The organism is Mesorhizobium sp. WSM4837 (assembly GCF_055811435.1).
On the sequence record NZ_JBVVQE010000047.1, the window covers coordinates 1 to 23,142 of the forward strand.

Sequence of the window (23,142 nt, forward strand, 5' to 3'; positions counted from 1 at the left end):
CGGCCCGGGGGGGGTGGGCGCCTTATACCCGGGACCCCCGCGTCAAAACCGACGGGTGGGGGTTGCGGGGGGCCCAACCCCAAACCCCGGGTCGGCCGGGCCGGGCGGGCCCGCCCCGGGGCCGGCCCGCGTCATGGCAAACTCAGTTGCTGACCACTGCGTCGGCGTCCTCGGCCGTGCGGATCTTGATGCCCTTCTCGCTGGCATAAGCCTCGGACGACTTCTCGATGATCGGGCGCAGCAGCTTCCAGTCGGGCGCGATCCAGTCGGACACGACGTTCCACTTCTTGCCGTCCCACTGCTGGAAGGTCACGTAGCCGTCACCCTCGTGATTGTCCCAGGAGACATTGATCGAGTGGAACAGATCCTTGGCGCCGAGCGCCTCGACGCGCGCCGGATCGAGCTTGAGATGCTCGAAGCCCCAGCGCACTTCGTCGCCGGTCAGCGTGCGGTTGCCGAACTTGGCCTGCGCGATGCGGACCGCCTCGACATTGAGGATGCCATTGACGATGCCGAGATTGTGGTAGACCGAGCCGATGCGGCTCTTGTCCTCGAGATTGCCCTTGCCGTCGCCGTAGACCGTTTTCACGATCTCCTGGACCACCGGATACTGCTCGCCCGAGGCCTGGGTGGTGATGGCCGTATAGCCTTTGGCGGCATCGCCCGCGGGGATGACGTCCTCTTCGGAATTCGACCAGACATTGCCGACAATGTGATCGGCTGGGAACCCGGTCTTCTGCGCAGTCTTCAACGCTACAGGGTTCATCACGCCCCAGCCGCGCAGCACCACATAGTCGGGATGCTCGCGACGGATCGTCAGCCATTGTGCCTGCTGCTCGTTGCCCGGATGCGGAACCTCGATCTGCGACAGTTCGAAGCCGTATTTGTGCGCCAAAAGCTCGTAGATCGGGATCGTCTCCTTGCCGTAGGGGGAGCCGTGATAGAGCACCACGATCTTCCTGCCCTTGAGCTTGTCCAGGCCGCCTTCCCTGGAGGCGATGTAGTTCACGATTCCGGAAGTCTCGCTGTAGGGATTGAGCAGCAGCGGGAAGACGTAAGGGAACACGCGCCCGTCCGTGGTGTCGGTGCGGCCGTGGTTGATGGTGATCAGCGGCACCTTGTCGTCAGTGATGCGGTCGATCATGGCGTAGGCGATGCCGACCGAAAGCGGGTTCCAGGCGGCAATACCCGGATTGCTCTTCAGCCGTTCGTAGACCTCGACGCCCTTCTCGACCTCATACTGGGTTTCGCCTTCGCTCCAGGTCAGCTTGACGCCGTTGACGCCACCGTCGCGGATGTTGATCAGGTTGAGGTAGTCGACGAAGCCGCCGAAGAAGCCGGTGCCGCCGGCGGCATAGGGGCCGACGCGATAGCTCTGCAGGGGGAAATACTGTTCGTCGGCGTGGACAGCCGTCGCGCCGAGCACGAAGGCCGTGGCGATCGCCGCCTTCCGTAGGTGGCTGAAGAAGGTCATGGGTTGCGTCTCCTGAGGTTGTGGTCCGTGAGGGGAGAATGTCGAGCGGCACTCAGCTGGACCTTGAGCCGATCCGCCGTTTGAGGCGGTCCAGGAGGGCCGACAGGCCGTTCGGTTCCGCGATGAGGAAGATGATGATGAGGGCGCCGAGTACGATGCGCTGGCTCATGTCGAGCACGCCTGAATCGAACAGGCCGCCGAACAGGAAGGCGCCGAGCCGGGACAGAACGAGCGGGAAGACGACGATAAAGGCCGCGCCCAGAAACGCGCCGCGTATCGAGGCCAACCCGCCGATGATGATGATGAACAAGATCTGGAACGAGCGGTCGAGATTGAATCCGGCCGGTTCAACGGTGCGCAGATAGGTGAAGGCCCACAGCACACCGGCAACGCCGATAATGAAGGACGAGATGGCGAAGGCCAGCAGCTTGGTTCGCAGTACGGGAACACCGATGACGCGCGCCGCGGTTTCGTTGTCGCGCACGGCGATGAAGTTGCGACCGGTCGCGCTGTTGACCAGGCGCCAAACGAGAGCGGTGAGCACGATGACCGTGGTGACCGAAAGCAGGTAGCGGCCGGTGGCGCCGTCGAGCGGGAACCCAGCGACGATGAGATGCGGCGCCGAAATCACGCCCGATGGGTTGTCGTTGGAGAACCAGCCGAACTTGGTCAGCGCCCATTGCACGAAGAACTGGGCGGCGAGCGTCGAGACGGCGAGATAGAAGCCGCGGAGCCTGAGACTGGGCAAGCCGAACACGACGCCGATTCCGGCGGCCGAAATCCCGGCCAGGATCATGGTCGCCGCCAGCGATAGTCCTTCGACCCGCAGGTTGAAATTATAGGCGGCGAAAGCGCCGACCGCCATGAAGGCGGAAGAGCCGAGCGAAAGCTGGCCACAGTAGCCGGTGAGCAGGTTAAGGCCGACCGCCGCCAGGCTGAGCGCCAGAAACGGCAGCAGGATTGCCTCGACGAGATAGTTCGATGCGTAGGCGGGGATTAGGCCGTAGGCCACGGCAATCAAGGCGGCCGGCAGAGCCAACTTCTGCCAGTCGATTGGAAGCCTTGCGGCATCGAGCGCTTGCACGGCCATCGGTCAGACCCTTTCGACGGTTTTCTGGCCAAACAGGCCGGAGGGGCGCACCAGCAGGACCACCAGCGCCAGCGCATAGGCGAACCAGCCTTCGATGCCGCCGCCGACGAAGGGGCCGAGATAGACCTCAGCGAGTTTTTCGCTGGCGCCGATGATGAGGCCGCCGACGATGGCGCCGAGGATGGAATCGAAGCCGCCAAGCACCAGCACCGGCAGCGCCTTCAAAACGACCAGCGACAGAGAAAACTGGACACCGAGACGCGCGCCCCACAGCAGCCCCGCGACCAGCGCCACGAACCCCGCGGCCGTCCACACCGTTCCCCATATCCGGGGCAGCCGCAGCCCGACAGCGAGCGCCGCGAACTGGTCGTCGGCGACGGCGCGAAACGCCAGCCCGATCCGGGTCCAATAGAAAAATGCGCTCAAGGCCGCCACCATCGCCGCGGCAATGCCTGCGGCGAGAAGGTCAAACGACGAGATCAGGATGCCGCCGACCTCGAACGGCGTGTCGTCTATGCCGAGATCGAGCCCGTGCACCTGGGTGCCCCACATCAACTGGGCAGCGCCCTCGATGATGCAGGACAGCCCAAGCGTAGCCATGAACAGCGTCATCGGCGAGCGATTGACCAGCGGCCTGAGCACAGTCCGCTCGATGGTGAAGCCCAGCGCGACCATGACCGCGAAGGTGATGAGCAGCGAAAGCGCGAACGGGATGCCGCGTTCGACGAGGCTGACAAAGGTGAGCCCTGCGAACAGCACCATCGACCCTTGCGCGAAGTTCAGCACGCCCGACGTCTTGTAGATCAGCACGAAACCGATGGCGACAAGCGAATACATGACCCCAGAGAGCAGGCCGCCGACCAGCACTTCGATGACGAAGAGGAAATCATAGTAGCTCATCAGATGTCCTCGCCATCGGCGGTGCCGATATAGGCCCGGATCACTGCCGGATCGGTCCTGACCTCGGCCGGCGTCCCGTCTGCGATCTTGCGGCCGTAGTCGAGCACGGCGACCCGATCGGAGAGCCCCATGACCACGCCGATATCGTGCTCGATCAGGATGATGGTGACGCCGTGCCGGTCGCGCGCCGCACGCACGAAGCCGGCCATCTCGGCCTTCTCGGTCGCGGTCATACCGGCCATCGGCTCGTCGAGCAGCAGGATCTTCGGCTCGGCGACCAGCGCGCGGGCGAGTTCGACCCGCTTCTGCAGGCCATAGGGCAGCGTCGCGACCAGCCGGTCGGCGACGGCCTCGAGATGCAGGAAGGAGACTATCTGATCGGTCTTTTCGGCGATCATCGCATCCTCGCGCCGGGCGCGTGGCAGGCCTGCAATGTGTTCGACGAAGTTGGCGCGCCTGGTGTGGGAGCGGCCCGACGCGATGTTGTCGCGCACCGATAGCCCGCCGAACAGCGCCAGGTTCTGGAAGGTTCGTGCAACGCCCAGTCGCGCCAGACGGCTCGCCGGCACCCGGGAGAAGGACTGGCCGTCGATCGCGATTCTGCCGTGGTCGGCATGATAGAGGCCGCTGATGATGTTGATCAGCGAGGACTTGCCAGCGCCGTTGGGGCCGATCACCGCGCGGATCTCACCGCCTTTGACCTCGAGATCAATGTCGCTCAGCGCCTTGACGCCGCCAAACGAAATCCCGATCCCGCTCAGGGCCAGGATGGCATCCGCCTTTGCCGACCGGCGCGCCGGGCGCGTGTCCTCCACGGGGCCAGCACCAGCAAGAATGCGGGAAATTTCGGGCGCGCGCTCGTATGCGGCGGCTCCCAGCGAAGCACCAATCATGAAACGTCCCTGTTTTTTGAAGCAAAGCTGGCGGCGGCCCGAAGGCCGCGCCTGACCTATTCCGCGGCGACAAGCTCCCTGTCGCGAGCTGCTTCCAGTTCGCGCACCAATGGGATGACGCGCTTGCCGAAGAACTCGACCTCTTCCTGGAAATGCAGGAAGCCGAGCAGGATGAGGTCGGCGCCAGCATCCTTCAACGTGAGGATGCGTTCGGCGATCTGTTCCGGCGTGCCGATGAGGTTGCTGCGGAAGCCGTCATTGTATTGCACCAGATCCTCGAAAGAGGATTTAGCCCAATTGCCTTCGCCTTCCGGCGAGGCCCTGCCGGCATTCTTGACCTGGTCGGCAAAACCCTGGACTGCCTCGGGATTGGCCTCGACGACGATCTCGTCGAGCACGGCGCGTGCTTCTTGTTCGCTGTCTCTCGCGATGGCGAAGGCATTGACGCCGACCCTAACCTTGTGGCCGTTGGCATTCGCCTTGGCGCGGATGTCGTCGACCTGCTTCCGGATCTCCTCCGGGGTATTGCCGTTGGTGAAATACCAATCGGAGACTCGCGAAGCCATGTCGCGCGCCGCCCTTGATGAGCCGCCCTGAAAGATTTCGGGCTGGGGATCAATCGGCTTCGGCTTCATCGAATAGTTGGTGAAGCGGTAGAAATCCCCCTTCAGCGTGAAACTGTCCTCGGTCCAGATGCCACGCAGCGCACGGATAAATTCCTCCGACCGGCGATAGCGCTCGTCATGGTCGAGCCAGAGTTCGCCAATGGCGGCGAACTCGCCGCGGAACCAGCCGCTGACGACATTGACGGAGACGCGGCCATTGGTCAGGTGGTTGATGGTAGCGATCTGCTTGGCCGCCAGCGCAGGGTTCCACGGGCCGGGCAGGATCGCTGCTATGACCTTCAGCGTTGTGGTCGCAGCGAGCAAGGCGTGGCTGAACGAGACGGATTCGTGCTGGTTGTCGGCCCCATAGCCGGCCGTGAAGCGGATCTGGCTCAGCGCATAGTCGAAGCCATTGGCCTCGGCGATCTGGGCGAGCTTGCGGTTGTAGTCGATGTCCCAACCCGTCCGCTGCTCGATGTTGGAAATGACCAGGCCGCCGGAGACATTCGGGACCCAGTAGGCAAATTTGATGGCGTCGGAATGCGAACTCATCTCGTCGTTTCCCCTTTCATTGCTCAGCCGACGCGGGTGGCGACGGCAGCATTTGCGTGACCGGAGTTGAGCAAGGAGACCGCGTCGGTAGCGGCCCTTGCAATGCGCTCAATGATGGCTGCGCCGACGATTTCGCCATCGATGAAATCGTCTGGCGCGCCGTAGACGCCCGTCGGGACGGTGACAGCGCCAAAAAAGCCGAACAACGGCCGCAGCTGATGTTCGAGAACCAAGCCATGGTAGGGGCTGCCGCCCGTTGCCGCGAGGAGCACAGTCTTGCCGGTCAACGCGCGATAGTCGACGAGGTCGAACAGGTGCTTGAGGGCGCCGGTGTAGGAAGCTCGATAAACGGGCGTTCCGACCACCAGCAAGTCTGCCTTCTCGACACGCTTGATGATTGCTTCTCCGGAGGCGCCCAGTGCGCCGCGGGATAGCCCGGCGAAAAGCGAGGGTGCTGCCTCCGTGATCTCAATCAGACCGGTGTCTGCTGGCACGCGCAACGCGACCGCCTTGACCAGCGCATTGACCACCGCCGTGGTGCGGGACGGCTTGCTTACACCGCGCGATATTCCGAGAACCGATAGCCGTGCCAAAGTCATCAATCCCCACACTTTGCATGCCCGCTAGGCCAGCATCAAACCAGGCCAAACGATATTCTATAAAATCTGTAGAGATAAGGTACTTTGTTCTGATGTTTTCACGTCGATGGGAAAAATCGGATGTTAGCTGCATGGAAAAGGAGTTGACGGTTTAGGAACGGGATGCGGCGCCCTGGCGGGAATTGCGGAAAGTTGGGTGTGCCACCGCGCTCAGGTCTGCCCACTCGGTTAGTAGCTTAGTCAACGCGAGTTGGGCGACAGAGGCACCGTTCTCGTGGTGGGCGCCTTGAGCGTCTGGCTTCGCGGCCACAGCAATCGCCCCGACGTCCTGTGAGCGCGCCGGGAGTGGTTCGACGGCCAGCTCGATCTCGATCCGGCGAAGCTCGTGTTCATCGACGAGACCGGCCTCTCATGCGACGCAGAATGACGGCGAGCTTGCGGGCAACAGCAACTCGGGCTGGAGCCATACCGCACCGTTTGGCGACGTTCATGCCCCACGCCTGAAGCCCGACATTTCCTTGCTGAGCACGAGCAGCGAATAAGCCGCCTCGTAGAGAGCCGTGCTGGCCAGTTGGTCACCGCATCGGCCCAACGGCAGTTTGCCTCGGATGCGAACGAACACTTCATCCAAAAACCATTTGTCTCCGGGCTGCGGCCGCCTCCGCTTCAGCGTCTTGGCATAGGCGCGCCCGCGCAGGCTCATTCACGGACAGTCTCGTAGCTGACCACGACACCTCGCCCGGCAAGAATCAGATCAACGTCACGCAGGCTCAGGCTGAAGCAGTGATGCAACCAGACGGCCTGATTGATGATCTCGGCCGGGTAGCGGAAGCCCCGGTAGGTATCGGACGTCGTGCTCATGAGCAAGACGGTGCCACAGATCGCCGCCTCGCCAAACTTGACAGTACCGCTGTTGTCGAGGCGCAGCCGCTCGACCTCTTGACTCCAGTCGATCGATCTTGCCGGCCAGATCCGTGACGAGCAGGCGAAGCGCTTCTGGGACAGGGGCTTGTCCGACAATGTCGGATACGCAACACACAGAGTCCGATTAATCACATGGCCGAAACGGTTTTCCCATTTGGCACGGTGCGTGCGTGGTCATCGCAAACACATACGAGGCCAGGAGAGTCGTCCCATGATCCCCCACCAAAAAATGCCGCCCCACCTTTCCACGACGCACTCAAAGATAACGCTCGAGTCGGGCTTGGCAGCATGCTGAGGGCTCATCTGGCCCGGCGCTGCCCACCGATCCACTTTCTCCCAGTGAGGGCGACGAGGACGCAGCACCTTCAAAATGAGGGACAACTCACTTCACCTGGAACCTTGCCCATCGCCCGGTCACCACAACCGGAGCCATCGATAAATCTTCGGTCTGGCTGGCTGCGCGGGACACTTTTTGCGACCGCTCTGTCGTTTGTGACCACCGCCGCTCCGGTTCTGGCGGCCACCGATGACATCAAGGCAACGAATTTCCTGCTCGACAACGGCATGGAAGTTGTCGTCATTCCCGATCATCGGGCGCCGATCGTCACCCATATGGTGTGGTACAAGATCGGCAGCGCGGATGAGCCGCCCGGCAAGTCCGGCATCGCCCATTTCTTCGAGCATCTGATGTTCAAGGCGACGACCAATCACGCGGCCGGCGCATTCGACCGCGCCGTCTCCGCCATCGGCGGTTCGAACAACGCTTTCACCTCCTATGACTACACCGCCTTTTACGAGACGGTGGTGCCGCAGGCGCTCGAGCAGATGATGGATTTCGAGGCCGAAGCCGAAAGAGTCGCGGCTCCCCTCACCCGTTCGGCCGTTCCGTCGTACCAGGCGAGCGTCTCGCAACGCGAAAGCTGCTCAGGCGACCCTTCGCGATTTTGGCCGGATCGACGTCGTCCTGGGGCAGGAAAGCAGGCGAATGACTGGCAAAAAGCGTCCGCCGCAGCCCGGCGTCGATCACTAGTCTAGAACCTGGCGCGGGCGCGGCGGAACTGCAGGGCGGCGGCCATTCCGGAATAGCTGCCGCCGACATCGATGATGGAACCTACACTAAGGGCAGCTCAATTAGGATGGTTGTGAGGACAGGCTCGGCTCATGCCTGGACGGGCAGTATTCTGAGGGTGTTTGCACACCATGTTCATGGTTGCCACCATGGAGATTGCCTCAGAAGCGGCGCTTAATCGGAAATGTTAGCACCTCCGCGTTTTGGCGCGGTTGCTTGAACTCTTCGACAGCAACCGCCTCGATCAGCAAATCCAAGGCTTCGCGCCCCCTCCGGCTCATCGGGTCATCGCCTCGCAGGTAATGATACGCTCGATCTAGATGCACTCGCGCGGCGGAAAAATCGCTTGTCATATGACCCTCTCAGTTGCCGCCCGCGCTGGCCGTCTACGAGGTGAGGGTCGCGCAATCGTCAATATCCACAGAGGTATTTGATTTAAAATCGCGGATGATCTGGGAGAAATCCGGACCCCGGCTTGTCCTATAGGCGGCCCCTTGCTGACGTCGCCGGCCGGGCTTGGTTGGCTCTGCAATAGGGTTTCGTGGTGCGCCCCCATGAAAGTTCGCACGTTTTCATGCGCGGTCGATCAGACACGGTTCACGAACAAAAGCCTGCGGACGATGCAGATGGCGGTAAAGCCTGGCGGCAGAAGCCGGCCCTGGCGACTGGATGACGCCGGCTCTTCCACCCGCCAAATCGTTTGGTAACATTCGTCGCAAGTCAATCTGATTTCAGGATGGTCCGCATATTGAGGTAAGTCACAGGCGCCAGGTGCGCCACGCTATCGACAATCGCGGTAGATGGTGTTCGAAATGTTCATGCCCTGCGGAAGGATCGGCTTGTCCTGTGCCGACGCCGGTCATACCGGCTATGCTTGGCGCAGCATCGCTAAATGGCTGACTTTCGACACCCCACCCGACCGACGCAGGACGGCGTTGAACACGACGTCACCTTACATTTCGAGGCGTTTCTCAGCCAGTGCTGGAGCAAGCTGTTCCAAGCTATCAAACAGCGCGGCTACACGGGTAGTTTCTCGAATCTCGAAGCGACTGCTCGCAAAGCTGGAGCCGCGCCGAAAGGTCAGGGACACCGGTCGCCCTCCGATCATACGCCACCAACCAGCCGGCGATGCTGACGATCTCTTCCGAGCGCGCGGCAGTCGGTGAGGGACCGGCCTATCATGGCCGCATTACGAAGCAGGTCTCCTGAATCGAAGCCTCTATCCGATCGACGAACGCCTCAAGGTTCGCGGGCAGCAAGACCGATGTCGAGCCGCATAACTCTGCCGTTGGACCCCAATCAATCAGGCTCAAGGTCGTGGCTGCAGCAGAGCACTGACGGGAGATACCATGACGAATACTTCGCTGCAGTCCTTGCTGAGGGTTAGCCCGCGCTGCACCGCGGCCATGCGCGCGATCCTTTCCCCCGGAGAAGCCTGACTTACTCCAGATCCATGGCCGGCGAAGAGATGACCTTAGCGAAAATGGGGGCGAGGATATGCCGGCTCGCCCGCGAAAGGTGGATCGCGTCGAGGTAGAAGACGTCTTCACCTGATTTCAGCGGGCACTTTTCCTGCCCACACAAAGCTTGGACTATCGGAACGAATTGTACAGTTCGTGGCAGCAGATCCGCGAGGATTTGATTGTTCTGCCAAGACCTCTCGGCCGGCATGGTGGAGCACGGCGCATCGCCATTCATGAAGTCCGCACGGATAAGGCAAGTCAGCACATCGGTGGGCGGTTCTGGGGCTGGTCCAACCACGGCGGTCTTGATGCCACGGGTCGCCAGTGCGGCCGCGGTCTCTTTAATGGCGGACGTGAAGTTCGCTTTGGAAGCCTCCCGCGAAGGCCAGCTTCCATCCTTCGAAAGGAAGCTGCCTCCACGCCCCGAGTAGGTGTTCCAGCGGCCTGCTAGGATCACGAGTGTGACGTTGCGATCGGCAAGCACCGATTGGAGCGCGGACGAATTGAAGGCCGGGCAATCCGCTGTCAATGGACTGGCGGGAAGCATCGTCATGTTGGGGAAAGGAGCGCACCCCGCTTTTGTAATCTGTCTGACGCGCACGCCTGTGGTCCGGGCGGCCTCGCTTAAAGAAGGGGCAAGATGGGCAGCCTGAGAATCGCCCCACAAAACGATCGTCGGAGCGATATTGCCGGAGCCGAGGAGGCATTCGCCCGTTTTGGGGATGAGCCCGCCACGCTCGAGGCAGGAAGATGCTTCGAACTTGGCCCTCTCCGCTCTGAGTGCTTGAACAGACGGGCCGCCATCAGGGCCCCGACTGGGGAAGCCGGAGCTGTTGATGATAGCCAGGGATAGACAGCACACCGCAGCTGTTGCGCCGGCGGTCGGTACCAGCCACGTCCAACCTGTAGCTCTCCGGCGGAACGGGCGCTCGACAAAGCGCCATGAGAGAGCTGAGACGAGCAGCGCGGCCATTACGACAGCGACACGTTCAGAGACGAGCAACTCGCGATTTTGATAGATGCCAGCAAAGACCAGCAACGGCCAGTGCCAGAGGTAGAGCGAGTAGGAAGTCAGGCCGATGAAGCCGGCAGGGCCGATCGACAGCGCTTTTGAGACCATTGTTTCGCGGTGAAAGCCGGCGGCGATGATGAGCGCCGCTCCAATGCAGGGAGCAAGCGCGTGGAGGCCACGAAATGGCGTATCTTGATCGATCAGGAAAAGTGAAGCGGTGATGAGCGCCAGACCCGAGGCAGCGAGGAGTTCCGCAATCGTTTGGTTTGGCTTCATTGCCTTGGCCACGGGCAGCGCGATCAGCCCGCCCGCGAGCAGTTCCCAAGCGCGCGTCGGAAGCATGTAGAATACAAAGGGCGGGTCGCTCTGGAGCCAGTGCTCAGCGGCGTAGATGGACATGACGAATAGCGCTGCGACGATGATTGACGACGCCCACGGTCTCAGCCATCGCATCATGAGTATGACTGCCAAAGGCCACAGCAAGTAAAACTGCTCCTCGACAGCCAGCGACCATGTGTGCAGGAGCGGGAGCGAGTTCGCGGCTTCAGTGAAATAGTTGGTGTTGCGGTAAAAAAAGAAGTTGCTGAAGGAAATCGCGGCGGCGATGGCGCTGTTGCCGAACCCAATGAACTCTCCCGGCGGCAACACAAACCACGCCATCGCAAAACAGGCGGCGAGCATCGCGGAGAGGGCGGGGAAAATCCGTCGAACGCGGCGGTGATAGAAGTCCAGCAGCGAGAATTCGCCTCTCTCTGTCCGCTCGATGATGTCGGACGTTATCAGGAAGCCGGAGATCACAAAGAAGATGTCGACCCCAACGAACCCGCCGCTGACCGCTGAAAAGCCAGCATGATACAGGACAACAGGAACAACGGCGACGGCCCGTAGACCGCTGATGTCCGCTCTGTACTTCATGCCGCTGATCGTCCTCAAAACGTCCTGAGCAACGCCTTTTTCATGTTCGTTACTCTTCGTAAAATCGATCGTTTCGATGAGTGCATCTACGGTATGAATGCGGACCATCGAATGCGATTAAGAACCGAACCAGCCCCATGCAAAATCGCGCAACGCGGAATCACGCTCGATCAAACTGACAGGCAGTGGTTTCGCTGGAGGGCAAACGCATCTTGTCACCGGCCACCGCTGCGTGGTTGGGCGCAGTGGTGCGGCGGATAGGCCGCGCTCAAAGGATAGAGTGAGGTAAATCGCTCGATGTCCGCTGGGTCGACCTCAATCGGTTCCGTCGCGACCATCCACTCGACGTTTTCGGTGCATGGCGGCGTCGTCAATGATCCCTCATATGTCCAGTAGCCAAGCGAAGCCGGGAGAAGCGCGTTGGGGGTCGGCCTCGTCGACCGCTGTGTCCTCGCCTGCGGTTGCGGGAAATGCTGCGGCAAGCCTGGCGAAGCTGGCATTTGTGGCGCCTGGCGTCAGAAACAGGCCCAGCGGACCCAGAGTATCGCTGTTGCGGTCCTTATGGACAAAATGCGCTTTCATCGGGAAGCTCTTGCCCGCGACGTGGTGCTCGCTTGGCGCATGGAAATGAAACTGTAGCAGCTCATAGACACGATCCCCGCGGGCGAGGGTGCTGCCTTGCGGCAGGTTGACTTGGATGGTGTGGCCGTTGTTCACCATCCTGCGCCGCCCTTGTGCAACCTATGGCGATGTGCGGAAGATCCGCTTTGACCGCGTCCTTGATGTCGATCGGCATTGCTGCGTGCCCGCCGAGCAGACGAACTTTACAAGCGCAGCTGGGCCGCCAGATCAGAACGAGCACGCTGCCGAATAGAACCATCTGAAGCAGCAGCCACCCAGGCCAGCAAGCTCTCAAGCCCGACCTGATCTCTTCCGGACAATCGGCTCATCTCGCCCCTGCCTCGTCGGGCAATTCCGATGGGGCGATCGCATCGCCGGCCGTCCAGTTACTCTTAAGCAGGTTGAGGGTTGGGTGCAGGCGCGTTGCGCGATTTGTATGGAGTCTGGGTGGCTGTGTTGCAAAGTCTTCGGTAACCAGGCGCATGGCATGGCCTCTGGTGTTTCGCCGGAGAGTTCAGATGTTCAAGGGCCGCCATTTCGACCAGTCCGTCATTCTGCTTTGCGTTCGCTGGTATCTGGCCTACGGCTTGAGCCTTCGCGATTTGAAGGAAATGATGGCCGAGCGCGGCATCAGTATCGATCATTCGACGATCCACCGCTGGGTCGTTCACTTCTCGCCCTTGCTGCTGAAACGCCTCAATCGGCGCAAGCGTGCCGTCGGCGGAAGGTGGCATATCGACGAAACCTATATCAAGGTTCGCGGCCGCTGGATGTATCTCTATCGCGCCATCGACAGCGTCGGCGACACCGTCGAGTTCTGGTTCAGCGAGCATCGTGATCTGCCGGCGGCCAAACGCTTCCTGCGCAAGGCGTTGCAGCGTCACGGCCGCCCCGAGCGCATCGTCATCGACGGTAGCCAGACGAATCGCGAGGCGATCCTTTCCTGTGACGCGGAAAGCCGGCTGCGGGATCGGTCGCGGCGGCAGCTCAAGCCGATCCGCATCCGAAAGAGCCAGTACCTCAACAACCGCATCGAGCAGGATCACCGGCGTATCAAGTGTCGTGTGCGGCCTATGCTCGGTTTCAAATCATTCGCAAGCGCTATCGCCACGCTGGGCGGGATCGAGATGATCCACATGATGCGAAAACGACAGGGGAGGTACGCCTTCAATCCAAATCCGCCCATCGCCCAGCAATTCGAAATCATCGCCGCCGCGTGAGGCTGGGGTCGTTCCCCGAATTTCTATTGCCAGACGACAATTTTGCAACGGAACCGCAGCGCCGGCTTATCGTTCGGCTTACGGCGGGCGGAGGCTTGGCTCATCGCTACAGCCCGAACAGCCGGAAGCTGGTACGGCCGGAGAGCTCGCGCACGGCATCGAGTTGCTGCAGCCGTTCGAACAGGCGACGCGCCGCGAAGCGCGACAGGTTCTTCGTTGTCAGCGAGCCGGAGACGGCATCTTCGTTGAGCAGCGAAAAGATCGCGTCCCCGGCGCCCTTGGCCCTGAGCTTCGGTGCGACGGCGATGAGCCGCTCCGCCCGCCGGGCAATCTCTGTGGCGAGCCGACAGGTCTCGACGGCGCCCTGAACCAGTGCGACGCAGACCGCGCGCTCAAAATTTTGCTCCCCGGGTCGGACGCGCTTGCCGCCGGCCTCGCGGCGGAAGACCGGAGCAAAGGCCTGAGCCATCAGGAGCGGCAGCGGCCGCGACCAGCGCAGCCTTTGCGCCAGCACCAGGTCGGCGAGCCACCAGGCAAAAAGCTCGCAATCCGGTCGCGTCGCGATGACACGAGCGGCGATCGCCGCGGCGGCGAACGGCGCCGGCCGCTGCAACCCCGCCAGTTCCTCGATCTCCGTACAGAAGTCGGCGAGAGCCGCGCGGTCCCAGTGCAGCCCCAGCTGGTCGACGATCTTGGCTAAACGATCGGCGGTGACAACGGGCGGCTGCCCAGCCAACTGCCGCCAGGCGCCAAGAATGGCGCCGGCGGGGCCGGTATCGGCGCCAGCCGGGCGCAAGTACCAGGCGTCGCGCAGGGCGGCTTCACCCTCGGCGCGGCCGGCGAGCCGCATGCTGGCGGCGGCACAGCGAAGCGCCAGCCGCTGCCGCCAAGCCCCGGCCCAGGAAGGCTGCGCGCGGGCCAGCGTGTCGAGCGTAGCCAAGGCGGCGCCGGCCTGGAAGGCGGCGTCGGCGGGGCTGGCGTCACGGCCGGGCGCGAGCGCCCAGGCCGGCACGGTCGGCGGCGCGGCGGGGCTGGCGGTCGCGGGATCGAGGCGAATCATGACTTCGAGGGTAAACGGCGGTGCGCTTTATGCCAGGGTTTTCGCGCCAAAACGCACAGCCTGTCGGCTCGACAAAACGAATGATAATGTTGCATTATCAGTCAGTTACGCCTCTCGTCCCTCGCGTGTGACCAAGGCATCGACCTTGCCGCCTCTAGTCTCAAATCAACCCCCATCCTCGAAACCTTCCCCTCCCCGTCATTTCGCGCAAGCTGAGCTCGCCGACAAGGTTGAGTGCGCCCTGCTTCGAGACTTTTAGCCGGTCCTGGATCATGCCTGTGGAGACGATCGGCCGGGAGAGCACGAGCTCGACCAGGTCGGACAACTTTGAGTTGGCGCGGCGTTCACGCAACCGCCGCTCCATCTGGCTTTTCGCGAGCACGAGTCTATCGTGCTCCTTCAATCCAGCCAGCGCGGCTTCCTGGATGGCATCGACAAACGCCAACAGGCGGTCGCTCCGCAACCGTGCTCGCCTGCGCTCCCGCGGAATGTTTTTGGCACCGAGATGCAGTGAGGCGAGATGACCCGCGGCGAGCCCTTCCTGCCGCAGCAGCGCGGCCACGAGCAGATGCCCCAACCAAGCAGCATGCTGCAGCACATCGATCTCGGACCAAGCCTCGAGCAGGATCGCGGCGCGCAGGACCGTGGGCAGTTCCCGGGTGTCAGCGAGCACGCCCTGCCACTCGGCCAGGCGTGCGCTCGAGCACCGCGTCGATCGCCGCAAATTCTTCCGCCAGCGGATCCGACTCGTCCGCCTCGCCCAGTTCGCCGGCCTCCAGATCCGGGCCAAAAGCCCGCTCCCCTTCCCGGCCACCCTCCGCTGGCGCCGCTGAGCCGCCGCGGCCAGCGTCCTCGTCCCAGTCGAGATCGTAGACGAGGCCGTTTTGCGGCTGCCGGCCGATCCCCGAGGCCGGCTTTCCAGCCGCCGGCATCGCTCCGTCTTCCAACACTTTGGTCGAACGAGGGCGCGATGGCGATCGGCATGAGCCGCGCCGCCGTCATGCGCCGCGTGATCCTGCCGCAGGTCGTCCAGCGCATGCTTCCCGCCTTCACCAATCGGGCCTTCGAGGTCGCCAAGGTGACCTCGCTCGCCTCCGTGCTCAGCGTGCATGAATTGATGTACGAGGGTAGGCTGCTTTCCTCGACCTTCTACCGTCCGCTGGAGATCCTCACGGCGGTCGGCGTCATCTACTTCCTCATCATCTATCCGCTCAGCCTTGCCTCGCTTGTTCTTGAGCGACGCATGGCGCGTGCATCTTGAGGCGAGCGATGACCCAAGCCGTGGCCGCACTCAAATGCACCGGGCTGCACAAATCCTTCGGCAAGCTCGACGTGCTCAAGGGCATCGACTTGACAGTGATGCCAGGTGAGCGCCTGGCCATCATCGGCGGAAGTGGTTCGGGCAAATCGACGCTGCTGCGATGCCTCAACTTCATGGAATTGCCGACCCTGGGAACAGTGGAACTAACGGGCGAGCGTGTCGGGCGGCCGCGCGCCAACGGACAGGTCGACTATCCGGAACGCGATCTCTGCGCCGTGCGCCGACGCGTCGGCATGGTGTTCCAGCAGTTCAACCTCTTCCCGCACATGACGGTTCTGCAAAACGTCATGGAAGGGCTGGTCACCGTCGACCGCATGCGGAAATCCGAGGCGCGCGAACGCGCAATCGGTGAGATCGACCGCGTCGGGCTGACCGACAAGATCGAAGTCTATCCCCGCCGCCTCTCGGGCGGTCAGCAGCAGCGGGTGGCCATTGCGCGGGCCCTTGCCATGCAGCCGGAGGTGATGTTGTTCGACGAGCCGACATCCTCGCTCGACCCGGAACTTGTGGGCGAGGTGCTGCGCACCATCCTCGGCCTTGCCGAAGAAGGGCGCACGATGCTGCTCGTCACGCACGAGCTCGGCTTCGCCTACCGCTTCGCCACGCGCGTGCTTTTTCTGGCCGACGGCGTGGTTCACGAGGAAGGGACGGCCGAGGAAATCTTCCGGGCGCCGAAGCACGCCCGGACAAGTGCGTTCATTGACCGCTCCTCGGAATTTTCACTGTGAGGGCCATGATGGGTTACACAAGTGCACAAAGCTACGACGGCGACGTCCGCAACGACAACGCACTGATCTATGTGAACGGAGAGTTCGTCCACCGCGAAAACGCCGTGGTGTCGGTCTTCGATGCCGGTTTCGTGCTCGGTGACGGCGTGTGGGAAGGGTTGCGGCTCGTTAACGGAAAGCTGCTTTCGCTCAACGCGCATCTCGATCGGCTCTTCGAGGGTGCACGCGCCATCAGCCTCGAGATCGGCATGACGCGCGAGGAGGTCACGCGAGCGCTAATGGAGACCTGCGTGAAGAACGGCTTCACCACCGACACGCACATCCGTCTGATGATCACGCGCGGCCGCAAGTCCACTCCGAACCAGGATCCGCGCTTCACGCTGGGGGGAGCGACCGTGGTCATCGTGGCGGAGATCAAGCGGCCGCGCGGCCAGTTCGCGGAAGCGGGGCTGAAACTGTTCACATCGACCTTCCGCTGCTCGTCGCCCGACGCGTTCGACTTGCGGCTCAATTCGCACAGCCGTCTCAATCTCATCCAGGCGCTGGTCCAGGCGATCGCGGCCGGCGCTGACGAGGCGTTGATGCTCGACCCGCAAGGGTTCGTCGCAAGCTGCAACTCCACGAATTTCTTCATCGTGCGCAAGGGCGAACTGTGGACGTCGCGCGGGCTTTACAGCTTCAACGGCATCACGCGTTCCCACATCGTCCGGCTTTTCGGCGAACATTGCGGGCCGTCTTTCGAGAAGGATTTCACGCTCGTCCAGGCCTACTCGGCCGACGAAGCCTTCGTCACCGGCACTCTGGGCGGGGTCACGCCGGTTGCACACGTCGACGGGCATATGATCGGTGACGGCAAGCCAGGGCCTTTGACGCGCGAGATTTCCCGAATCTACTGGGAGCACGCCGACGCGAACCGCCTGGACTGACGACCGAAGTTCGTGCTCTGCGAAGCACAGCTCGAAGACCGTGTCGCCGGCGGCGACCAAGAGGCGAACGTTGCGCTGGATGCCTTCGACCGTGGCTTCGTCGGCTTTAGATCTCGGTGGACAGGACTGCGAAACGAAGCAGACGCGCCGGGGTGTCCACCGGGCGGAGTGGCCGGGCATGAACATCGTTCAGAATCGCAACGCGATGCTCGTGCGGCACGAGGGTTGGTACTGGATCTTCGCCATCGACCGTTTCGGCTATGTGCGGCAACTTCGGAGGCATCACTGCTTCTTGGGTTCGCTGCCGACCGCTATTGCCGATGCTTGACCATCGTGCCGCCGCCGGTCGCCTGGTCGGTAGGGAAAACCTCGACGCGCGCCACGTCCACGAAGACCGGGAGATCGATCACGTCGCTGACGATCTGCGCGATGTGTTCCGGCTGTATCGGGCGGTAGTCGTCGTAAAGAAGGGCCGCCGCCTGATGGTCCGGTATAGACGTCCGGTAGAGTTGTGTTTGGACACGGCCCGGCACGATTTCGCTGATACGAACCGACGTACCGAGCAAGTCGCAGCGCAGATTGTCGCAAAACAGGCTTAGGCCCGCCTTGGAGGGGCCGTAGGCAGCCATGGAAGGATATGGCGCCTGGCCACCGCTTGAGCCGATGAAGACAAGGTGGCCGCGCCTGCGCGTCACCATCCCAGGCAGGAAGGCTCGGGTCAGGTGCATCGGGGCTTTCAGATTGACGTCGATCATGGCGTCGATCTCAGCGGGATCGATTTCGTGAAAAGCCGCGCGACTGGAGAGAATGCCTGCGTTGTTGACGAGGATATCGACTTCGACGCCGCCCAAGGCATTGACGATTGCCCAGGTGTCGCGGACGTCCGCGATGACCGGAACCGCGCCGCTGAGGCTGGCGAGTTCGCTCAACTGACTTTCGTTGCGCCCGACCGCATGAACGACAAGACCACGTTCCCTCAAGCGCAGAACTATGGACCGGCCGATCCCGCTGGTCGCGCCCGTGACGAGCGCGGTGCGGTAGGGTGAGTTCTCAGACATAAATGTAGCCTCCGCTGACGACGACGTTCTCGCCGGTCGCGTAAGTGTTGCGGTGGCTTGCCATCATGACGATCCATTCGGCCATTTCCTTCGGCTCAGCGGCTCGGCCGAGGGCACTCGCCCTGGCCAGTTCCGACAGGAATCCGAGTTCCTTCGCCCTATCAGTCGCGAAGCCGGCTGGCGCGACGGAATTGACGAGGATTTGATCGTTTGCGCATTCTTCGGCGAAGGATTTGGTCAGACTGACGACAGCCGCCTTGGTGGCCGCGTAATGGGCGTTTTGCGGATGCGCTTTGAAGGCGTCGACCGAGGTGACGTTGACGATGCGCCCGGTCACCTCAGGTGGACTCACATATTGGCGCATATGCCTGACTGCCGCGACCATCATATGGTAGGTGCCCTTGATGTTGACGGCGTTCTCGAGGTCCCATTCATCGTCGGTGATGTCGAGGATCGGCTTGCGCGGATAGATCGCCGCGCTGTTGACCAGCGCATGGACACGGCCGAGCTTGCCCGCGATCTCGTTGAATCCGGTGTGGCCGGTCTCGGCCCTCGAAATGTCGGCGCATGCGGTGGCGACGTCGGCGCCCTGCCCGGCGAGGTCTTCGGCAGCCTTGGCCAGCAAATCACCATTCCTGTCGACCAGCCCTAGCTTGCCGACGCCATGCTCGATCATCAGTCTGGCTGTCGCGAGCCCAAGGCCGGAAGCGCCACCGACGATCACAACAGTCTGGTCCTTCATACCATCTCCGGGCTTTCGGTAATGCGATGCTATTGGTATGATATCACTTATATGTTAACTTCTCAAATCTCAAGCGATATCCGAGCAGCGCATGATACCTCGCCTCTCTCAAGCACGCCGACGGCCCGAAAACGCTTTCTTCGAGCGCTTGGTGGAAACGGGCTTCCGTGGCGAAACTGAAACGAGAAGCGACAGCCGGACGGTGTTCTCAACAGACAACTCGATCTATCAGGTTCAGCCGGCGGGTATTGTGTTTCCTCGCGGAACGGACGACCTGAAAGTCGTTGCCGGCTTGCTGAGCCGGCCGGAATTTGCGCACGCCGCCATCTCGGTTCGCGGCGGTGGCACCGGCACCAACGGCCAGTCGCTGACAGCCGGAATCGTCGTCGACTGCTCCCGACATATGAACCGGATACTCGACATCGATCCGATCCGTCGCGTCGCCCGAGTCGAATGTGGCGTCGTCAAGGACCAGCTCAACCGGGCGCTGGAGCCGTACGGACTGTTCTTCGCTCCGGAATTGTCGACCTCGAATCGGGCGACGATCGGCGGCATGATCTCGACCGACGCGAGCGGCCAGGGTTCCTGCATCTACGGCAAGACCAGCAACCACGTGCTCGGCCTGCGGGTGGTTCTGACGGACGGCACCGACTGGTGGTCGCGGCCGCTCAAGAGGGCGGAACTGGAGAACGTGCAGCGCCGCAGCGACCGGATAGGAGAAATCCACCGGGTTCTCGACCGGATCGAACGCGAGAGGAGGCTGTTGATCGCCCAAACCTTCCCGAAGCTGAACCGCTTCATGACGGGCTACGATCTCGCGCACCTCAGGCGCGCGGACGGCCGCTTCGATCTCAACGCCACGCTGTGCGGCTCTGAGGGAACGCTGGCGATGATCGCTGAGGCGGAACTGAACCTGCTGCCGATTCCGGCCTGCTCGGCTCTCATCAACATTCGCTACGACAATTTCAACACCGCGCTGGAAGACGCCCGCAACCTCATCGCGCTGAGGGGTGGCTTCGGTGGAGACGGTGGACGAAAAGGTGCTGCGCCTTGCCAAGGGCGACGCGGCCTGGGCGGAGATTGCACACTTCTTTCCCGACGACGCTTCCGGCCCCGCGAATGGCATCAATATCGTCGAGGTGTTAGCTGACGACCCAACCGAACTCTCTCGCAAGCTTTCCGAGATCGTGTCCCGGCTGGGTGCCAGCTTTCAGCTCGGCCGCGGCGGCTACACGGTGACGCGCGAAAGAAACGAGATCGAGGCGATCTGGACGATGCGCAAACGGGCGGTCGGCCTGCTCGGCAATGTCGAGGGACCGGTGCGGCCGGTCGCCTTTGTCGAGGATACCGCGGTGCCACCGGAAAATCTCGCCGCCTATATCCGCGAGTTTCGTTCAATCCTGGACGGCGAGGGCGTCGACTACGGCATGTTCGGTCATGTCGATGCTGGCGTGCTGCACGTGCGTCCGGCGCTCGACCTCACGCGGGATGATCATGTTCAGCTCGTGCGGCGTATCAGCGACAGGGTGGTGGCGCTGGCGCGCAAATATGGCGGGGTGTTGTGGGGAGAGCATGGCAAAGGCGCGCGTTCCGAATACGTACCCGAATTCTTCGGCGATCTTTATCCCGGCCTACAGGAGATCAAGCGTGTCTTCGACCCTCGTAACCAGCTCAATCCCGGCAAGATCGCCGCGCCTGGCACGAGCCCGCTTCTCAAGATCGACGAGGTCCCGCTGCGTGGCGACTTCGACCGGTCATCGGCAATGAAATTCGCGCGGCATTCGACAACGCCGCCTATTGCAACGGCAACGGTGCCTGCTTCGATTTTGACGAGAAGAGCGTGATGTGTCCCTCCTACAAGGGTACGCGCGACCGGCGTTTCTCGCCTAAGGGCCGCGCCTCACTAATGCGCGAATGGTTGCGCCTGCTTGCCTTGCAAGGCCTGGATCCTCGCGCCGAGGCGCAACTTCTGCGGCGTACGAACCCGCTTGCCCGGATTGTCGCCCGGACCTGGAATTCCGTGAACCCTGCCAATCGCCGTGACTTCTCCCACGAGGTGCGCGCGGCCATGGACACGTGCCTGGCCTGCAAGGCCTGCTCAGGCCAGTGCCCCGTCAAGGTAAGCGTGCCGGCCTTCCGCGCGAAATTCCTTGAGCTGTATTATGGGCGCTATCTGCGGCCGCTGAAGGACCCGATCGTGGCGGCGATCGAGACGACGCTGCCGTGGATGGCGCGGCTAAAGCCCCTCTACAACGCCTTCGTCGGCTCCGCCGCCGGCGGGGCGATCATGCGGCTCGTGGGCCTGACGGCGCTGCCGGTCATGCCGCCCGTCTCGCTCGCACGTGAACTGGCGCGGAGAGGCATCGGCGTCGCGACACAGGAGCACCTGCTGCGGCTGCCCCCGGAAGAGCGCGCCCGCACGGTGGTCTTCGTGGCGGATGCGTTCACCTCGCATTTCGATCCGCAGGTCGTGCTCGACACGGTCGATCTGGCAAGGAGAATGGGATTCGCGCCGCTGCTGTTGGCCGCCTGGCACAACGGCAAGGCACTCCACGTCCATGGCTATCTGGGCGCGTTCGAAAAAATTGCAGCCAAGACGGCCCGCCATCTGGACGACCTGGCCGACACCGGTGTCACGCTGGTCGGCATCGATCCTTCGATGACGCTGACCTACCGCAGCGAATATGCAACTGCCCCCTCCACACGGACCCGCGCAAGGGTGTTACTGCCTCAAGAATGGTTGGCCGCCAATCTGGACCGGCTGGAGCCGGCACAAGATGTCGCAGACGATAGCGTCTTCAAGCTGATGGCACATTGTACGGAGCGCACCAACGTACCATCAGCGCAAGGCCAGTGGTCCGCGGTTTTCGGCAAGCTCGGCATCCGCCTCACATTGGCCGAGATCGGTTGCTGCGGTATGGCCGGCACCTTCGGGCACGAGGTGCGCAACCGCGCGCTTTCGGAGACGATCTATACCATGAGCTGGGCCGCTGAGCTCGCCACGGCTGGGCAAAATGAGGTGCTGATGGCAACCGGCTACTCCTGCAGATCGCAGGCCAAGCAGATCAGCGGGCGCTCGATTCCTCATCCAATCCAGGTCATCAACGCCAGGATCACCGACAGCAAAGGTGGCTGATCTGCCAGCTAGCATGATATGTGATATGTGCTAGATTGGCGCGTACCGAAATCGACGCTTGGAGGATTGGCTTTGGCAATCATAGCGCAACGCGGCAACCTCGCAGAAATCGTCGCGGCGCAACTCACCTCGCGCATCGATTCGGGTCTATATACGCCCGGCGAGAAGATACCGTCGAGTGCCCAGCTTTGCGAGGAATTCGGTGTCAGCCGCACAGTGATCCGTGAAGCCCTGACCTCGCTCAAGATCGGCGGCCGCGTCACGGCACGCCAGGGGGCCGGCGTCTACGTCACCGAAAAGGACGCCAAGACACTCCATTTCGAGATCAGCCGCATCGACGATATCCGCTCGGCCATGCAGATCCTGGAACTGAGGCTGGGGGTCGAGATGCAGTCCGTGGCGCTGGCCGCGGCGCGGCGAACTCCGGAGGCCCTAGCTGAGATCGCCAGAGCCTACGATCATCTGGACAGGTTGGAAACGGACGATGTTGAGGTCGAGGCGCGGGCCGATTTCGACTTCCATCTTGCCATTGCCAAGGCGACGCGCAATCCGCACTTTCAGCATTTCCTCGAAGCCGTCTTCGCCGAGATCAATTTCGACCTTGTGCTGAAGCACCGCCAGTCGGCCCGCGCGCATCAAGCTTATCTGAAGAAGATCAATCGCGAACACTCGGCCATCCTCGCCTCCATAACACAAGGCGATGCCAAAGCGGCCAGGAACGCGCTCGTGGCCCATCTGGAAGAGAGCCTGAACCGCTATCGCGCCATGCTCGACGAGCCGGCGAGCGCGATGTCGGGGGATTGAGGAGGTCGGTGCCGGCCTTTTGCCGGCGCC

General features: G+C 62.4%; 20 protein-coding genes and 5 pseudogenes. 9 read left to right on the forward strand and 16 right to left on the reverse strand.

Annotated elements, in window-relative coordinates; all coding sequences use genetic code 11:
- Positions 1-142 precede the first annotated feature (142 nt).
- Genes AC0L3D_RS24105 through AC0L3D_RS24130 form a run of 6 tightly spaced genes read right to left on the reverse strand, consistent with a single transcriptional unit; the run spans position 143 to position 6,107 of the window.
- Positions 143-1,474 (reverse strand): ABC transporter substrate-binding protein, encoded by a 1,332-nt coding sequence (locus AC0L3D_RS24105; RefSeq protein ID WP_473482581.1) that lies wholly within the window; start codon positions 1,472-1,474, stop codon positions 143-145.
- 52 nt (positions 1,475-1,526) lie between these two features.
- Positions 1,527-2,564: a branched-chain amino acid ABC transporter permease gene (locus tag AC0L3D_RS24110; protein ID WP_473482579.1), complete on the reverse strand. Its 1,038-nt coding sequence runs from the start codon at positions 2,562-2,564 to the stop codon at positions 1,527-1,529.
- 3 nt (positions 2,565-2,567) lie between these two features.
- Positions 2,568-3,464, reverse strand: a complete 897-nt coding sequence (locus AC0L3D_RS24115; protein ID WP_473646016.1) for a branched-chain amino acid ABC transporter permease — start codon at positions 3,462-3,464, stop codon at positions 2,568-2,570.
- Positions 3,464-4,357, reverse strand: coding sequence for an ABC transporter ATP-binding protein (locus AC0L3D_RS24120; RefSeq protein WP_473646017.1), 894 nt, complete (start codon positions 4,355-4,357; stop codon positions 3,464-3,466). The genes AC0L3D_RS24115 and AC0L3D_RS24120 overlap by 1 nt, the downstream gene beginning before the upstream one ends.
- A 56-nt stretch (positions 4,358-4,413) precedes the next feature.
- The gene (gene sfnG, locus AC0L3D_RS24125; RefSeq protein ID WP_473646018.1) at positions 4,414-5,514 is read right to left on the reverse strand and encodes a dimethylsulfone monooxygenase SfnG; all 1,101 of its coding nucleotides are present in this window, start codon (positions 5,512-5,514) and stop codon (positions 4,414-4,416) included.
- Between the two features lie 23 nt (positions 5,515-5,537).
- A complete protein-coding gene (locus AC0L3D_RS24130) occupies positions 5,538-6,107 on the reverse strand; it encodes an NAD(P)H-dependent oxidoreductase (RefSeq protein ID WP_473646020.1) in 570 nt (189 codons plus the stop codon).
- 316 nt (positions 6,108-6,423) lie between these two features.
- On the opposite strand from AC0L3D_RS24130, the pseudogene AC0L3D_RS24135 reads away from it, so the two are divergent.
- Positions 6,424-6,525 (forward strand): annotated as a pseudogene (locus AC0L3D_RS24135) (IS630 family transposase); the annotation flags it as partial.
- Here AC0L3D_RS24135 and AC0L3D_RS24140 read toward each other — a convergent pair.
- Together AC0L3D_RS24140 and AC0L3D_RS24145 are read right to left on the reverse strand one after the other, a co-directional pair.
- A pseudogene (locus AC0L3D_RS24140) lies at positions 6,503-6,702 on the reverse strand (hypothetical protein); the annotation flags it as partial. The pseudogenes AC0L3D_RS24135 and AC0L3D_RS24140 sit on opposite strands and share 23 nt — an antisense overlap.
- 110 nt (positions 6,703-6,812) lie before the next feature.
- The gene (locus tag AC0L3D_RS24145; protein ID WP_065009355.1) at positions 6,813-7,133 is read right to left on the reverse strand and encodes an IS6 family transposase; all 321 of its coding nucleotides are present in this window, start codon (positions 7,131-7,133) and stop codon (positions 6,813-6,815) included.
- 192 nt (positions 7,134-7,325) lie between these two features.
- Here AC0L3D_RS24145 and AC0L3D_RS24150 point away from each other — a divergent pair.
- Positions 7,326-7,892: pseudogene (locus tag AC0L3D_RS24150) on the forward strand (M16 family metallopeptidase); the annotation flags it as partial.
- Positions 7,893-8,267: 375 nt separating this feature from the next.
- Here AC0L3D_RS24150 and AC0L3D_RS24155 read toward each other — a convergent pair.
- The 3 genes and pseudogenes from AC0L3D_RS24155 to AC0L3D_RS24165 all read right to left on the reverse strand — a co-directional run.
- Entirely contained in the window at positions 8,268-8,459 is a 192-nt protein-coding gene (locus tag AC0L3D_RS24155; RefSeq protein ID WP_128372442.1) for a hypothetical protein, read from the reverse strand.
- Positions 8,460-9,546: 1,087 nt separating this feature from the next.
- Positions 9,547-11,604: an acyltransferase family protein gene (locus AC0L3D_RS24160; RefSeq protein ID WP_473646021.1), complete on the reverse strand. Its 2,058-nt coding sequence runs from the start codon at positions 11,602-11,604 to the stop codon at positions 9,547-9,549.
- 107 nt (positions 11,605-11,711) lie between these two features.
- Positions 11,712-12,312: pseudogene (locus AC0L3D_RS24165) on the reverse strand (carbonic anhydrase); the annotation flags it as partial.
- A 323-nt stretch (positions 12,313-12,635) separates the two neighbouring features.
- On the opposite strand from AC0L3D_RS24165, the gene AC0L3D_RS24170 reads away from it, so the two are divergent.
- On the forward strand, positions 12,636-13,337 hold the full coding sequence (locus AC0L3D_RS24170) for an IS6 family transposase (RefSeq protein ID WP_473646023.1): 702 nt from the start codon (positions 12,636-12,638) through the stop codon (positions 13,335-13,337).
- A gap of 106 nt (positions 13,338-13,443) precedes the next feature.
- On the opposite strand, the gene AC0L3D_RS24175 is transcribed toward AC0L3D_RS24170, so the two are convergent.
- The 3 genes from AC0L3D_RS24175 to AC0L3D_RS24185 all read right to left on the reverse strand — a co-directional run bounded on the left by AC0L3D_RS24175 (position 13,444) and on the right by AC0L3D_RS24185 (position 15,329).
- Positions 13,444-14,397: a DUF1403 family protein gene (locus tag AC0L3D_RS24175; RefSeq protein ID WP_473646024.1), complete on the reverse strand. Its 954-nt coding sequence runs from the start codon at positions 14,395-14,397 to the stop codon at positions 13,444-13,446.
- A gap of 160 nt (positions 14,398-14,557) precedes the next feature.
- Positions 14,558-15,070, reverse strand: a complete 513-nt coding sequence (locus tag AC0L3D_RS24180; protein ID WP_473482135.1) for a DUF1612 domain-containing protein — start codon at positions 15,068-15,070, stop codon at positions 14,558-14,560.
- A complete protein-coding gene (locus tag AC0L3D_RS24185; protein WP_473482137.1) occupies positions 15,060-15,329 on the reverse strand; it encodes a hypothetical protein in 270 nt (89 codons plus the stop codon). The genes AC0L3D_RS24180 and AC0L3D_RS24185 overlap by 11 nt, the downstream gene beginning before the upstream one ends.
- A 38-nt stretch (positions 15,330-15,367) precedes the next feature.
- On the opposite strand from AC0L3D_RS24185, the gene AC0L3D_RS24190 reads away from it, so the two are divergent.
- The 4 genes from AC0L3D_RS24190 (at position 15,368) to AC0L3D_RS24205 (ending at position 17,700) form a co-directional block, all read left to right on the forward strand.
- Positions 15,368-15,658: a hypothetical protein gene (locus AC0L3D_RS24190; protein WP_473646026.1), complete on the forward strand. Its 291-nt coding sequence runs from the start codon at positions 15,368-15,370 to the stop codon at positions 15,656-15,658.
- An 8-nt stretch (positions 15,659-15,666) separates the two neighbouring features.
- Complete coding sequence (locus tag AC0L3D_RS24195) at positions 15,667-16,446, forward strand: amino acid ABC transporter ATP-binding protein (protein WP_473646028.1); 780 nt, start codon at positions 15,667-15,669, stop codon at positions 16,444-16,446.
- A gap of 8 nt (positions 16,447-16,454) precedes the next feature.
- A complete protein-coding gene (locus AC0L3D_RS24200; protein ID WP_473482141.1) occupies positions 16,455-17,372 on the forward strand; it encodes an aminotransferase class IV in 918 nt (305 codons plus the stop codon).
- A 178-nt stretch (positions 17,373-17,550) separates the two neighbouring features.
- Positions 17,551-17,700, forward strand: a complete 150-nt coding sequence (locus tag AC0L3D_RS24205) for a hypothetical protein (protein ID WP_473482142.1) — start codon at positions 17,551-17,553, stop codon at positions 17,698-17,700.
- Here AC0L3D_RS24205 and AC0L3D_RS24210 read toward each other — a convergent pair.
- Both AC0L3D_RS24210 and AC0L3D_RS24215 read right to left on the reverse strand, forming a co-directional pair.
- Positions 17,684-18,430, reverse strand: coding sequence for an SDR family oxidoreductase (locus tag AC0L3D_RS24210; protein WP_473646029.1), 747 nt, complete (start codon positions 18,428-18,430; stop codon positions 17,684-17,686). The genes AC0L3D_RS24205 and AC0L3D_RS24210 overlap by 17 nt on opposite strands.
- Positions 18,423-19,172, reverse strand: a complete 750-nt coding sequence (locus tag AC0L3D_RS24215) for an SDR family NAD(P)-dependent oxidoreductase (RefSeq protein ID WP_473482147.1) — start codon at positions 19,170-19,172, stop codon at positions 18,423-18,425. The genes AC0L3D_RS24210 and AC0L3D_RS24215 overlap by 8 nt, the downstream gene beginning before the upstream one ends.
- Before the next feature lie 91 nt (positions 19,173-19,263).
- On the opposite strand from AC0L3D_RS24215, the pseudogene ydiJ reads away from it, so the two are divergent.
- Positions 19,264-22,308: pseudogene (ydiJ, locus tag AC0L3D_RS24220) on the forward strand (D-2-hydroxyglutarate dehydrogenase YdiJ).
- 72 nt (positions 22,309-22,380) lie between these two features.
- Positions 22,381-23,112 carry a FadR/GntR family transcriptional regulator gene (locus tag AC0L3D_RS24225; protein ID WP_473482153.1) on the forward strand — a complete coding sequence of 244 codons (732 nt, stop codon included), beginning with the start codon at positions 22,381-22,383 and terminating at the stop codon, positions 23,110-23,112.
- Positions 23,113-23,142 lie beyond the last annotated feature (30 nt).